The 13,442-nt window shown below is 45.8% G+C and carries 15 protein-coding genes; all 15 read right to left on the bottom strand.

What is annotated here, in order from left to right:
• Positions 1-47 precede the first annotated feature (47 nt).
• Positions 48-527, bottom strand: coding sequence for a tRNA adenosine(34) deaminase TadA (tadA, locus tag WJ238_RS06100; protein WP_230107335.1), 480 nt, complete (start codon positions 525-527; stop codon positions 48-50).
• A gap of 86 nt (positions 528-613) precedes the next feature.
• Positions 614-1,495, bottom strand: a complete 882-nt coding sequence (locus WJ238_RS06095) for a hypothetical protein (protein ID WP_337606437.1) — start codon at positions 1,493-1,495, stop codon at positions 614-616.
• 68 nt (positions 1,496-1,563) lie between these two features.
• Entirely contained in the window at positions 1,564-2,982 is a 1,419-nt protein-coding gene (locus WJ238_RS06090) for a deoxyguanosinetriphosphate triphosphohydrolase (protein ID WP_337606476.1), read from the bottom strand.
• A 61-nt stretch (positions 2,983-3,043) separates the two neighbouring features.
• The gene (locus WJ238_RS06085) at positions 3,044-4,072 is read right to left on the bottom strand and encodes a hypothetical protein (RefSeq protein WP_337606436.1); all 1,029 of its coding nucleotides are present in this window, start codon (positions 4,070-4,072) and stop codon (positions 3,044-3,046) included.
• Between the two features lie 129 nt (positions 4,073-4,201).
• Positions 4,202-4,843: a 4'-phosphopantetheinyl transferase family protein gene (locus tag WJ238_RS06080; RefSeq protein ID WP_316267947.1), complete on the bottom strand. Its 642-nt coding sequence runs from the start codon at positions 4,841-4,843 to the stop codon at positions 4,202-4,204.
• Complete coding sequence (locus tag WJ238_RS06075) at positions 4,840-5,391, bottom strand: M48 family metallopeptidase (protein WP_337606435.1); 552 nt, start codon at positions 5,389-5,391, stop codon at positions 4,840-4,842. The genes WJ238_RS06080 and WJ238_RS06075 overlap by 4 nt, the downstream gene beginning before the upstream one ends.
• The gene (locus tag WJ238_RS06070; protein WP_230107340.1) at positions 5,372-7,120 is read right to left on the bottom strand and encodes a glycoside hydrolase family 2 protein; all 1,749 of its coding nucleotides are present in this window, start codon (positions 7,118-7,120) and stop codon (positions 5,372-5,374) included. Before WJ238_RS06070 ends, WJ238_RS06075 begins: the two co-directional genes overlap by 20 nt.
• Before the next feature lie 367 nt (positions 7,121-7,487).
• Positions 7,488-7,904 carry an ATP synthase F1 subunit epsilon gene (atpC, locus tag WJ238_RS06065; protein ID WP_230107341.1) on the bottom strand — a complete coding sequence of 139 codons (417 nt, stop codon included), beginning with the start codon at positions 7,902-7,904 and terminating at the stop codon, positions 7,488-7,490.
• Between the two features lie 6 nt (positions 7,905-7,910).
• Entirely contained in the window at positions 7,911-9,311 is a 1,401-nt protein-coding gene (gene atpD, locus WJ238_RS06060) for a F0F1 ATP synthase subunit beta (RefSeq protein ID WP_316267945.1), read from the bottom strand.
• A gap of 11 nt (positions 9,312-9,322) precedes the next feature.
• Positions 9,323-10,216: an ATP synthase F1 subunit gamma gene (gene atpG / locus WJ238_RS06055; protein WP_230107343.1), complete on the bottom strand. Its 894-nt coding sequence runs from the start codon at positions 10,214-10,216 to the stop codon at positions 9,323-9,325.
• Positions 10,217-10,228: 12 nt separating this feature from the next.
• Positions 10,229-11,734 (bottom strand): F0F1 ATP synthase subunit alpha, encoded by a 1,506-nt coding sequence (atpA, locus tag WJ238_RS06050; RefSeq protein ID WP_337606433.1) that lies wholly within the window; start codon positions 11,732-11,734, stop codon positions 10,229-10,231.
• Positions 11,735-11,739: 5 nt separating this feature from the next.
• Positions 11,740-12,273, bottom strand: a complete 534-nt coding sequence (atpH, locus tag WJ238_RS06045; RefSeq protein ID WP_337606432.1) for an ATP synthase F1 subunit delta — start codon at positions 12,271-12,273, stop codon at positions 11,740-11,742.
• Positions 12,254-12,754 carry a F0F1 ATP synthase subunit B gene (gene atpF, locus WJ238_RS06040; RefSeq protein WP_230107346.1) on the bottom strand — a complete coding sequence of 167 codons (501 nt, stop codon included), beginning with the start codon at positions 12,752-12,754 and terminating at the stop codon, positions 12,254-12,256. The genes atpH and atpF overlap by 20 nt, the downstream gene beginning before the upstream one ends.
• 53 nt (positions 12,755-12,807) lie before the next feature.
• Complete coding sequence (gene atpE / locus WJ238_RS06035) at positions 12,808-13,035, bottom strand: ATP synthase F0 subunit C (RefSeq protein WP_230107347.1); 228 nt, start codon at positions 13,033-13,035, stop codon at positions 12,808-12,810.
• A gap of 24 nt (positions 13,036-13,059) precedes the next feature.
• Positions 13,060-13,442, bottom strand: a 383-nt coding sequence (locus WJ238_RS06030) for a F0F1 ATP synthase subunit A (protein ID WP_337606431.1), incomplete at its 5' end; no start/stop codon positions are given.

The raw sequence follows: 13,442 nt of genomic DNA, 5'->3' as shown, positions 1-13,442 counted from the left end.
AAAGAAATCCGACATCGTGTATATATAAAGAAGGAAGGTCCCATTTATCAGGCACCTTCCTTCTTCTTTTTTTTCTCCCGCAGTTCCCTGAAAAACGATTTCATCAGTTCCGAACACTTCTCTTCCAACACCCCTCGCGTTACATCCGCCTGGTGGTTAAACCTGTCCACCTGAAGAAGATTTAAAACAGAACCTGCGCAGCCTGCTTTCGGATTCATACATCCGATCACTACTCGATCCATGCGGGATTGGATGATTGCCCCCGCACACATCTGACATGGTTCCAGCGTCACATACAAAGTACACCCCTCCAACCGCCAGTCCCCCAGCTTTTTGCTGGCTTTTCGAATTGCCGTAATCTCCGCATGAGCCAGTGGGTTCTTGTCCGTATTTCTTCTATTATACCCCCTGCTGATAATTTTTCCCTCGTGCACGATCACACATCCGATCGGCGTTTCCTCCAGCGCATAGGCCTTCTTCGCCTGCTTCAACGCTTCCTTCATATACTTTTCATCCGTATCTTTCATTTTTACCCACCACTTTCTTCATTTTTACCCACCGATTAGTGCAGTTTGGGACGTAACAAAGTTAAACTTTGTTACGTCCCAAACTGCTACCGTTTCACCTGGCGGCACCAGTACCCAAAATCATCTTCTTCGTTTTTCTCATCCGCCTCCAGGGCTATCTCATCATCTGCGATCCGCCGGAACTGCGGAAAGCCAAATGCTTCTGCCGCCTGGGCCTCTCTGGCATGATACACGCCCGGAACCCCCAGCAAACACTGTTCTCCTTCTTCTATCAGGAGAAGATGATGATAATTGTAATACCCATGTAGCAGGAAACTATTATTGGCAAGCCGCCATTCGCATCGTTTCAGCCCTGCAATATCCTGGCGCTGGATCTTGATATACCGAACCCCATCTGACGAAGACCGAGATCTCTCCTCTGATCCCCTCTCTTCTACTTTTCCTTCTTCCTCGCCGGTATCTATCCAATCATCCTCTGACATCTTGCCATCCATCTCTTCCTCACATACTTCATCTTCCTGCGTCCGGATCTGTTCTTCTTCGGCCTTTCTCTGTGTCATCTCTAAAATATCCGGTTCCGGATCTTCTTTCCACGGCCGCATTTGTTCCACAGCTGCCGGAGTATCATCCCATACTGCTGCAAACCGCCTTTTGCTTCCGTTTTCCAGAATAACGCCTTCAATACGAGAATAATTTTCCCGCCTTCCCGTATCTTCAGGAGTAAAAAAAAGTCGATAATTGACTGCCGGATTTACATGTTCAATGTCCCCCTGCCAGATCCCGATGCATTGTCCTCCTTTTAAATAAAAAATATAGACTTTCAACGTCTTATCTTCTGCAAGGTGAAGCCCCTTTCCATGAATATGTACCACCGTATTTTCATCCTGCTGTTCTACCTTGACAAATCCTACATTTCGGATTCGCTGTCCATTCTGGTATTCATACAAATAGCGAATAAACCGTTTCAAACCTCCACTTCCATTCTTTGTTTGGTTATCACAATCTATTCGCCACACCCACGGAAAATGCCTCTTCCTTACAGAATCGCTTTCAGCTCCTGATAAAGCCGCTTTGCGTAACTGTCTGTCATGCCGCAGATATAATCTGTAACAAGCAGCAGCCTAAGATAGAGTTTTTCCACGTCCGTTTTTCCTTTTGCATGATAATGATAGGCATTTTTGTAGTTACTGGATATGAAGGAAACCATCCTCTCATCAATGGAATCCAGCTCTTCTCCCGGATCATCATATTTGATGATCGCACTCACAAAACAGTCCATCAGATAATCGATCATAACCGCTTCTGCCACCTCCATCCGGTAAATGGGCCTGGAGGTAAAAACCTGCTGATAAGCCATTCTTCCCAGCAGTTCCATCAGCTCTTCTGCAAAGGTCCCATAAAACAGGTCATGTTTATAGGTACCCTCCATAATTTCTTTATAGTTGGATGTAAATCCAAAGGTCGCGCATGATATGAGGAATCCCTGCGCTCTTACGATCCAGTTCTTAACCGCATATTCCTCCGGATTTCTTACCTTCTTTTCCAATCCTCTTTCATATAACTGGGCTAATTTCTGTGCTGGATTAAAAGAAACTTTTTCATTTTTATTATTATTTTCAAGTTTCTCCAGTTCCTGTAGCAGAAAATAGTAGGAAATGAAGCCTTTTATAAACGCGTCTTCGATGTCTGCCGTTTTGTAGGCTATGTCGTCCGCCGCTTCCAAAATGAATGTCAGGGGATGCCTGCAGCCATTTGTCCCTGTGGCCTGCTGTATTTCGCGGAACATATCTTCATCCGCATAGTAGTAGCCCATCTTCTTCTCTTTAATATCTTCCGAATCCTCCCGAATCCCCACCGAGGGAACTGGATATTTTACGATCGTATTCAAAAGAGCATAGGTCAGATTCATCCCGTTTTCATCAACCAGGAAATGAAGCTTGGTCACCAGCCGAAGCGCCTGGGCATTCCCTTCAAAATGATAAAAGTCCTCTTTCATCTGTTCCGTCAGCACATCTTCTATCAGCTTCCCATGAAAAGTAAGCTTTGAAAGATTCCTCCGAAACCATTCCCGTATAGCTGTTTCTCCGAAATGTCCAAAGGGCGGGTTCCCAATGTCATGGATCAATCCGGCACACTGAAGAATATTGCAGATATCCTCTTTCATCTGCGGGGTAAACTCCGGGTTCTTTTTATATGCAAGAATATTTTCCCCGATGTTTTGTCCCAATGATTTCGCCAGAGACGACACTTCCAGAGAATGCGTCAGTCTCGTTCTGATAAAATCACTTTTATCCAAAGGAAATACCTGCGTCTTATCCTGCAGCCTCCTAAAAGAAGCACTGCCAATAATGCGGTGGTAATCCTTCTCAAATTCACTTCGCAAATCTGTTGATCTGCCATATTTTCTGCTGCTCTCTCTGCTTCTTTGCGGCGACAAAAGCTGTTCCCATTTCACCGAATACCGCACCGCCTTTCCTGTTTCCTCCAAAAGCAAATCCTACCTTTTGCTCTTCCCGTTAATCTAAATAAATCGGAGGCTCATAATCATTTCCAAGCAACGCTTTCTTTCTCTCCTGATATCCCAGGAAAGCCCATTCTGTCATATCTGTCCACTGGTGGTTGCTCCTGTCATAGACCTGTACATATCCAATTCGTTTCGGATGCATACGCACAGTATTTGTCTCATATTCATGGCCGGTATAAGGATTTACCTCGCCTTTTTCCAAATCCTCTTCCTCCGGATCCCCCGGCAGATCCATCTCACCTTCTGCCTGTCTGTTTTCTATTTCTTCTTCCGAACTATTCTGCTCCTTACTCTCCCGGTCTTTTTCCTCCGTTCCATCTGACAACGCTTCTGATATTTCATCGGAAACTTCCATGGCATTTTCTTCTTTTTCTTCCTGGACTTCCTGTTCCGTCTTTGCGTCTTCTTTTCTTACTCTTCTCTGGAAGAAATCTCTCCAGCTTCCTCTCTGCTTTTTAACCGGTTTTTCACTTTCCTGTACCACTTCTTTCTGCAGCTCTTCCTGTGGCTCCTCTTCCTTCTCCTCTGCCTCTTCCCGGATCGTCTCCTGGGGTTCTTCTTCCGGTATTACCTCATCCGGTTCCGAATCATCTGCCGCTGCAATGTCTGCTTCCAGTTCTTCTGTTTCCGGAGCTGTTTCCAACTCATCCAGGCTATGATGAATATCCATCAGCTCTCCGATTGTAATATCTCTTTCCGCCGGAATTTTCTTCTCCTTTCTTTTCTTCTTTTTGGTAAGCAAAGTAAGCTCCGCCTCCGTCGGCGCAGCCTGCCTGTTTTCCTTTTCTTCCTCTGCCTTGGCTTCCCCTAAAATACTAAGATGGAACGGGCATTCCAGAATTTCGGCAATCATGCGCATATCCTGCTCCTGGAAATTATCCCTTCCCAAACGCTGAGTCAGATTCTGCCGGGACATCTTCTTCCCGGTCCGCTCTTCAATTATCTCTGCGAGTTCTTTGATCGTCATGCCTTTTCGGCTTAAGATAATTTTGACCTGTTCTCCGAATGTAAGATCTAACATGATATTCCTCCTTATTCAATTGAAATATACTCTCCCTGAAGGTCTACAAATTTTCTTTAGTAAACTTTTTTATTTCTTCATAAACCTATCTTTTTCCCATAAATATTTTATCAAAACATAAGATATCCGTCAATCCGGGATTTCGCTTTCCAGCTCTGTCACTTGTATTTCCGCAAACTGATCCGATGTACTGCACACCGCCATTTTAGCGTTTACACCGTCCATCTGATATTCTTTATAAAAAAATCTTTCCGGAAATTCCTCCGGCTTTTTCACAAGTACCGGATGATCTTCTTTGTCAAATTCTATCTCAAATTTTCTTGTATCAAGCTTCATTCCCAGGCGCACCGCTTTCATAAAGCTTTCTTTCAGCACCCAATACCTGAAAAATGCATCCGCCCGGTTCCTGTCGCCATCCTGTTTTTGAATATGTGCCATCTCCCCCGGACAAAAAAATCTTTCCGCCACCTTCATCCTTGCTTCTTTGACCGTTTCAATATCGCATCCGACCATTTCCCCCTCCCGGTCAGAGGCACTGCAAAGGACATACTTCCCAGAGTGAGACAAGTTAAAAGTTTCTTCTCCACTCCAGCCGTAATAAGATTTCATTTTCTCCCATAAAATCCAGGCTCCCACACTCTGGGCACGGTCCATCGGAAACCGGAGCCTGTCTGCTTTCCTTTTTCGCTCTTCCGGCACAAGCTCATAAAATTTCTTAAAGCACTTCTCTTCCGTCAATTTTGAAATATCTGCAAGCCATGTGTAGATCATACTCCTGACTCCCTCAACCTCTTTCTTCTTATCTTCCAGTCCGGAAGAAATTTTGTCATATAATTCTGGAAACGCTGATTATGACTTGGCTCGATCAAATGGCACAGCTCATGCACCAGCACATATTCCAGACACTCTTCCGGACAGAAAATCAGCTTTGTATTCAGTCTGATCTTTCCTGTCCTCGGCGTACAGCTGCCCCATCTCGTCTTCATCCATCTAAAGGTCCACCCGGAAGCGTGTACTCCCATAACCGGCTCCCACTTTTTCGCATATTGCAGTACCTGTTTTTTCATTTTCTCAATCTGCCCCTTTGTGGGCTGCCCTGCCTCTCCTTTTCCTGCCTGCTCCCTCATCTTCTCCTGATGGAGCCTGATCCATTCCTCTTTTGAGTCCACAAATTTTTTAATCCGTCCAGAAGGTGTTCCTTTCGGCGCAGTCACAAGCACCTCCCCTGCCGGAGGTCTGATATACAGATTAATATTCTTAATCCTGCGATACTCTATCTGCACAGGAATACCATTCAGATCATATATCATACTGCTCATTCCACTCCTTCAAAACTTCTTCCTCTATTTTCAGCATTTCTCTGTCATAGGTATAAATTCCATTTACTTCTTCCTCCACATCAGAAAGCTGGGTGTAAATGGTCACAGACAGTCCCTCCGCCAGTTTCGGAATAATCTGTTTCCGCATCAATTGTGAATATCCCCGTGTCAGTTCTCTTTTACTTCCGAAAATGCGGTATCCATATACTTTACTGTACATGCTGTGCTCCCGAACCCTCCAGCAGTAACCGCCAAATTCTGTCAGCGCAGTAATCCTCTTGTCTGCTCTAAGTTTCAACTCAAAGAAATAATTATGGATACTCCGGAAATCTCCACCGGCCTGATCAAACCAGCCGCTGGCCTGATCCACCAAACGTGTTTCATCCTGTTCCCTGGCAGCCGCCGTAATCTCTTTCGCATCGAACTGCCCCCAACCTTCATTGAAAAGGACCCATGTAATGATAGACGGATGATTCTGCAGAAGCCGGATAGTCTCTTTCATTTCTTCTACAAAAATTTCCCGGCTTTTCCCTTCTCTTCTCCCAAGGAGCCCATATGTACGATCCGTCACACGCAGATTTATTTTTTCAAATGCATTTGCCATGTAAGTGACATACCAGCGCTTGTACGGACGGCCTCCGCAGACCATATCCTGCCACACCAGCATTCCCAGGCGGTCACAGTGATAATACCAGCGTTCCGGCTCAATCTTAATGTGCTTGCGAAGCATATTGAATCCCAGTCGCTTCATCTCTTTAATATCAAATTCCAACGCTTCATCGGTCGGCGCAGTATAGAGTCCATCCGGCCAGTATCCCTGATCCAGCACTCCCTTCTGCAGATATGGACGGTTGTTTAAAAACGGCCTTAAAATACCTTTCTCATCCTTTTTGGCCGAGATCTTGCGCATAGCAAAATAACTGTCCACTGTATCTTCTCCAAATGTAACTGTCATCTGATACAGAAACGGATCTTCCGGACTCCAGGGATGCATCTCTTGAATCGGAATCTGTAAAGGGACCCCTGCTTCCCCTTTAGCTTCTACGGGCTGCATTTCCTCCGAAGAAATTTCCACTGTAAATCTTCCACCCCTGTTAGAACACACTGTTATTTCAATCATTTCTTCATCAAATAGAGGTGTAGTCTTTATCTCTGTAATATATCGGCCGGGAACCTGCTCCATCCATACGGTCTGCCAGATTCCGCTCTGTGCAGTATAAAACATTCCGCCTTTCGCAAGTTTCTGCTTTCCCCGGCTGTAATAGGAGTGATCCGTAAAATCTCTTACTGCCACTAAAAGCTCATTTTCTCCTTCTTTCAGGGCATCTGTTACATCTGCAGTAAAGGGCAGATATCCGCCAAGGTGTTTCGTTACCAATATCTTATTTATATATACAGCCGCAAACTGATCCACGGCGCCGAAATGCAGAAGCCATCTTTTCCCATTCTCTTTTCTCACTTCCCGGGGCAGGATCCTTTTGTACCACAGCACCTGCCTTGGCCGAAGCTGTCTTTCCACCCCGGAAAGAGGCGCCTCCGGAGAAAATGGCACCAGTATTTTCCCGTCAAATCGGTCCGGAATACGCTTCGTCCCCATGATAGCATAGTCCCAGAATCCATTGAGATTCAGATAGCTTTCCCGTTTCATGGAAGGCCGGGGATATTCCTGCAGCACCTGGCCTTGGCTTTCCTTAACCTGATCGGTCCATCTTGTTTTTAACTTTTTCATGTGCTGCCTCCTTTGCCTCTCGTCGTTTTCCTTATTATAACGGATATGCCGGAAGCCCACAAGTAAGACCTCTCCACTCGCCATGCCACCTCGACTATGGCTCTGCCATACTCTCGGTCCCGGGCTCTCGCCCTAAACCAGATTTTCTCCACTCGCCATGCCACCTCGACTATGGCTCCGCCATACTCTCGGTCCCGGGCTCTCGCCCTTTGACTAGATTTTCTTTCCTCGCCATGCCGATCGCCTCATCGCTTCGCGCCGCGGCGATCTCGGGCTCTCGCCCTATAAAAGTACGCGAAAAAGGACCCGCTTTTGTGTAAACACAACGCGAATCCTTTTTCACATACTTTTGCATGGCTCGTTGCCATCAGATATTCCAATGCTTATGTTTTGATGTTTTGAGGCGGGCCATGGCTCTTGCGAGGGATGCCTGTGACAAGTAGTATTCCTGAAGGCTTTGTTTGTGGCGCAGTCGTTCTTCTGCTCTTTGTTTTGCCTCTTCTGCTCTTTTGACATCTATTTCTTCGGGCCGTTCTGCCGCATTGACGAGGACGGAAACCCGGTTGTTGATGATTTCTGCAAATCCCTGTGACACTGCTGCCGTAATCCATTCCCCTTCCGGAGTTTTCAGGTGCAGTTCACCGATTTCTACTGCCACGACCATATTTTCATGGTGGGCCAGTACGCTGAACTGTCCGTCCTCAATAGGAAGGATCAAATTTTCGCATTGCCCGTCATAAAAAATTTTATCACTGGATATAACTCTTAGATGAAATGTTTTCATAAGCGCTTACTCCTTCGCTTCCGCCTTTGCCTTTTCTATAACCTCATCTATCGTTCCTACGTTGAAAAACGCATTTTCAGGATATTCGTCCATTTCACCATTTATGATCGCCTTGAATCCGCGGATAGTTTCTTTTAAAGGCACATATTTTCCGGGGATTCCTGTAAATGTCTCTGCTACTGAAAATGGCTGAGACAGGAATCTTTGAATCTTTCTTGCACGGTTTACTGTCATTTTATCTTCCTCTGACAGTTCTTCCATACCAAGAATCGCAATAATATCCTGCAGCTCTTTATATTTCTGAAGAATCTCCTGTACGCGGCGTGCTACCATGTAATGCTCTTCTCCGACTACGTCTGCCTCCAGAATACGGGAAGTGGATTCCAGAGGATCCACAGCAGGATAAATACCCTGCTCCACGATCTTACGGGATAGAACGGTTGTAGCATCCAGATGGGAGAATGTTGTGGCCGGCGCCGGGTCTGTCAAATCGTCCGCCGGAACGTAAACTGCCTGCACAGAAGTAACAGATCCGTTCTTTGTAGATGTAATGCGCTCCTGCAGGGCACCCATCTCGTTTGCCAGGGTGGGCTGATATCCTACAGCGGAAGGCATACGTCCCAGAAGCGCGGACACTTCTGATCCGGCCTGAACAAAACGGAAAATATTGTCGATAAAAAGCAGCACATTCTGATGTTCCTGATCCCGGAAGTATTCTGCCATAGTAAGACCTGTCTCCGCCACACGCATACGAGCTCCAGGCGGCTCATTCATCTGCCCGAATACCAGGGCCGTCTTATTCAGAACACCTGATTCACTCATTTCTGTCCAGAGGTCATTTCCTTCACGGGAACGCTCTCCGACTCCGGTGAAAATAGAATATCCGCCGTGCTCTGTAGCAATATTATGGATCAGCTCCTGGATAAGGACAGTTTTTCCGACTCCCGCACCTCCGAAAAGACCAATCTTACCACCTTTTGCATATGGGGTCAGAAGGTCAATGACCTTGATCCCCGTTTCCAGGACTTCTACAGCCGGGCTTTGATCCTCAAAGCTGGGAGCTTTTCTGTGGATCACCCAATGTTCTGTATCTTCACTGATCTTTTCCTTATCATCAATGGTTTCGCCAAGTACATTAAAAAGGCGTCCAAGCGTCTGCTCTCCTACCGGCACCTTAATTCCTGCTCCGGTTGCGGTTACTTCCATCCCTTTACAAAGTCCGTCACTGGAAGCAAGCATGATACAGCGGGCTGTATTGTTTCCTACATGCTGTGCAACTTCCATTACACAGCGTCTGCCGCCGTTATCTACTTCCAGCGCATCCTTGATAAAGGGAAGATCTTCTATACTATCAAATTCCACATCTACAACAGGTCCCATAACCTGTACAATTCTTCCTTTTGTCATAATGCCTTGTCTCACTTCCTTTTCTGTGCATTGGCACCGCCGATTACCTCTGTCAATTCCTGGGTAATATCCGCCTGCCTTACACGGTTATAGGTTATATTTAATTCAGCCAGCATATCCGTTGCACTGTCTGTTGCATTCTGCATAGCCTGCATACGTGAATTTTGCTCGCTGCAGTAGGACTCCACCAGACATCCGTATATCGTTCCTACCAGATAGTTTGGCACAATACTGTCCATGACTCTGTGAGCCGAAGGATACAAAGTAACAGATTCCCGGTATACCCCCGCTTCCGCAATCATTTCTTCCGAAGAAAAATCTATTTTCTGCAGAGGAAGAAGCTTTAATTCCTCCGTCTCTGCCTGCAGTGCATTTTTCATCTGGGTATAGATAATGTAGATATCATCTACCTTGCCTTCCTCAAATAATTCAATCATGCCCATCGCAATCTTTCTTGCGCGGTACAGATTTGGATCCTGCACCGTGTAGCGAAACTCGGAATCCAGCTCATCCTCCCTTTTGGAAAAATACTGCCTGCCTACTTCTCCCAGCACAAACACTTTGTGTCTGCCTGGTTTTGCCAGCAGCTCTTCCGCCTTTTTCAATACATTGTGGTTGTAGGCTCCCGCCAATCCCTTGTCTGCCGTAATGACGATACACCCTATCGTCCTTTCTTCTTCCGGAATCCTCTCTCTCCGGTCAAAGAAATGGCTGTGCATGTCCGGCACATGACGCAGGATTCTTGCGATTTCCGCCTGCATGGCATAGAAGAAAGGTTCCGTTTCCGTCAGCTTTTTTCTCGCCTGCTTCATTTTCGAGGATGAAATCAGGTACATGGCATTTGTAATTTTCTTCGTTTCCTGGATGCTGGCCATCCGCTCTTTTAATTCTCTTGCATTTGCCATAATCACACCTGCTTATCTTTTCTCTTTAAATTCCTTTACAATATCCAGAACCTTCTGGAGCAATTCGTCATCTAATACTTTCTTATCTTCGATGGCCCTGCAAACCTCCGGATATTCCCTGTCAAAGTAGTCCAGCATCTCCAGCTGCACTTCTTTTACCTTCTTTGTCTCTATATCCAGAAGCAGCTTGTGCGTCGCTGCACATAACGTAATTACCTGTGCATGCAGACTTAAAGGATTTCCAAGCGGCTGTTTCAGAAGTTCTGTCAGACAGCTTCCGTATTTAAGCTGCATTTTTGTGGCGTCGTCAAGATCCGAACTGAACTGAGTAAAAGATTCCAGCTCTCTTGCCTGTGCCAGATCGATACGCACACTTCCCGAAGCCTTCTTCATTGCTTTTGTCTGTGCCGCGCCGCCCACACGGGAAACCGAAAGTCCTACATTGACCGCCGGTCTCATACCTGCATTAAACAGATCACTTTCCAGGAAAATCTGTCCGTCCGTGATGGAAATTACATTGGTAGGAATGTAGGCTGATACATCTCCCGCCTGTGTCTCAATGATCGGAAGGGCTGTAATAGAACCTCCTCCTGCTGTTTCATTTAAGCGGCTGCTTCTCTCCAAAAGTCTGGAATGCAGATAAAAGACATCTCCCGGATACGCCTCCCGCCCCGGGGATCTCCCCAACAGGAGCGAAATCGCACGGTAAGCCACCGCATGTTTCGACAGATCATCATAAACGATCAGTACATCTTTTCCCTGATACATAAAATATTCTGCCAGGGCTGTGGCAGAGTAAGGTACGATATACTGCATAGGCGCGCATTCACTTGCTGTAGAGCAAAATACAGTCGTATAATCCATAGCGCCGTGAGAACGCAGCGTATTTACAAGCTGAGCCACAGTAGAAGCTTTCTGACCGATTGCAACATAAATACAGATAACATCCTTCCCTTTCTGGTTCAGTATGGTATCCAGCGCAATAGACGTTTTACCCGTCTGGCGGTCACCGATGATAAGCTCACGCTGTCCCCGGCCAATAGGAAACATGGAATCAATAGAAAGGATTCCTGTTTCCAGCGGAACGCTTACGGATTTACGTTCAACGATCCCCGGTGCTTCCTCCTCTACCGGACGATAATCTGCCGCCTCAATCTCTCCTTTCCCATCAATAGGAGAACCAAGGGCGTCCACAATTCTTCCAATATAGGCTTCCCCTACAGGAATACCGGCCATTTTACCGGTTCTTGCTACCTTAGTTCCTTCCTTTATATCAGAATCATCTCCAAACAAGATACAACTGATCTCATTCTGCTTGATATCCTGCACCATACCTTTCAGACCTGTTTCCAGTGTCACAATTTCACCGTACATGGCATGGTCTATTCCATAAACGGAGGCGATTCCATCTCCAACAGAGACAACATATCCAACTTCCTGATCTCTGCTTATCACGTCATAATTTTCTATCTCTTCTTTTATAATAGAGATAATTTCTGTTGAGCCGATTGTACTCAAGTTTTTCACCTCCAGGTCAATTTTTGTTCTAATCTCTTCAGGCGTCCCTGTATGCTGTAATCATACTCCCTGCCATTCACATGCAGAAGGAACCCGCCAATCAGTTCCGGGCGCTTCTCCATGTTCCACTCCACACTCCTGGCATGGAACTTATCACATATGAATTTTTCCATTTCTTTCTTCTGCTCGTCCGTCGGAGCTGTCACGTATACAAGATGCGCAGTCACAATACCTGACATCTCATTTTTCTTCTGACGATACGCTGCAAATATCTCTGAAATATCTCCGGCCTTTCCGTGGTCTGTCACTACCTTAAGAAAATTGCGGATTGACGGATCAAAAATCCTGTCGATCAACTTATGCTTCTTCTCCAGTGTCACCACCGGATTCTGAAGAACCTGTACAAGTTCCGGGGATTCTTCAAAAATCTGCTCTGCCGCCATGATTGCTTCTTCGGAAACTTCCAGGTCAAACAGCACCTTCGCATAACGTATAGACGCCATGGAACAGTATGCTTCTCTACTTTTCGCTGTTTTCATTGGGGTCACCTGCTTCTTTCAGAAATTGATCATACATTGCCTGGCTGTTTTCTTCGCTGCAGTTTTCTGTAAGTATCTTTCTTGCGGCATCTACAGCAAGCCCTGCAACCTCTGTTTTCATTTCTCTTAATGTCTGTTCTCTTTCCAGATCAATGGTTTCCCTGGCTGTCTTTATGATCTTTTCCGCCTCTTCTCCCGCATCGTCCAAAATGCGGTCATATTCCTTTTTCGCATCCGCTCTGGCCTGCTCGATCATCTGGCGAGACTGGTCTTTCGCCCCGCTTAAAGCCTGTTCATACTTTTCTTTCATCTCAAGGGCCTGTGCCTTTTGATCACTGGCATTTTGAAGCCCTTCTTCGATCATGGCTTTTCTTTTTTCCATAATATCAGTCAGCGGTCTGATCAGAAATTTTCGAAGCAGAAGGAAGAGAACTACCAGGTTTATCATTTCCAGGACAAAGTTAAAGTCTAAACTTAACACTTCCCAGTACCTGCCTTTCTATATATTCCGTCTTCCCTTTCCGGTTTCCATTCCTACTGGAGGAAGAAAATAACAAGAAGGCCGATAATGAAACCATAAATAGCTGTAGCTTCTGCAAGAGCACATCCAAGGATCAGAGTTTTGCTGATCTTGCTTTCTGCTTCCGGCTGTCTTGCAATAGCCTCTGCTGCTTTTCCTGTTGCAATTCCAATACCAACACCTGCTCCAATACCTGTAAATACTGCGATTGCAGCTCCGATTGCAATAATTGTTCCTGTCATGTCTTTTACTCTCCTTTTCTTTCTCTATTCCATTTCCTCATTCATAAATAATGCAGTCAAAAATACAAATACATATGCCTGCAAAAGTCCGTCGAATATGTCAAAATAAAAACTCAACGGAATTGGTACTAAAAGTGGCACGACCTGTTTTACAAGTTCCATAACCACAAATCCTCCCAGCATATTACCGAAAAGCCGCATGCAAAGCGACAACGGGCGGATAAAGATTTCCATCACCATGATCGGTGCTACAATGGGAACGGGTTTGGCAAAATGGCAGACCCAATGCTTCATACCATTTCTATGTATGCCTGAATACTCAATCACCAGCATACTCATGATGGCAAGTGCCGCCGTTACATTGAGATCCTTTGTCGGCGGCTTAAATCCGGCAAGGCCAATGACAT

The organism is Claveliimonas sp., from assembly GCF_037273965.1.
Taxonomy (GTDB): domain Bacteria; phylum Bacillota; class Clostridia; order Lachnospirales; family Lachnospiraceae; genus Claveliimonas; species Claveliimonas bilis.
Note: the sequence above shows the minus strand (reverse complement) of the source record. Positions and strands in the feature narration are given on the sequence as shown.

Excerpts from the sequence above, each read along its gene's own strand:
- tadA (WP_230107335.1), bottom strand. The coding sequence starts at position 527 with ATGAAAGATACGGATGAAAAGTATATGAAGGAAGCGTTGAAGCAGGCG.
- WJ238_RS06085 (WP_337606436.1), bottom strand. The coding sequence starts at position 4,072 with ATGTTAGATCTTACATTCGGAGAACAGGTCAAAATTATCTTAAGCCGA.
- WJ238_RS06080 (WP_316267947.1), bottom strand. The coding sequence starts at position 4,843 with ATGATCTACACATGGCTTGCAGATATTTCAAAATTGACGGAAGAGAAG.
- WJ238_RS06075 (WP_337606435.1), bottom strand. The coding sequence starts at position 5,391 with ATGAGCAGTATGATATATGATCTGAATGGTATTCCTGTGCAGATAGAG.
- WJ238_RS06070 (WP_230107340.1), bottom strand. The coding sequence starts at position 7,120 with ATGAAAAAGTTAAAAACAAGATGGACCGATCAGGTTAAGGAAAGCCAA.
- atpC (WP_230107341.1), bottom strand. The coding sequence starts at position 7,904 with ATGAAAACATTTCATCTAAGAGTTATATCCAGTGATAAAATTTTTTAT.
- atpD (WP_316267945.1), bottom strand. The coding sequence starts at position 9,311 with ATGACAAAAGGAAGAATTGTACAGGTTATGGGACCTGTTGTAGATGTG.
- atpG (WP_230107343.1), bottom strand. The coding sequence starts at position 10,216 with ATGGCAAATGCAAGAGAATTAAAAGAGCGGATGGCCAGCATCCAGGAA.
- atpH (WP_337606432.1), bottom strand. The coding sequence starts at position 12,273 with ATGAAAACAGCGAAAAGTAGAGAAGCATACTGTTCCATGGCGTCTATA.
- atpE (WP_230107347.1), bottom strand. The coding sequence starts at position 13,035 with ATGACAGGAACAATTATTGCAATCGGAGCTGCAATCGCAGTATTTACA.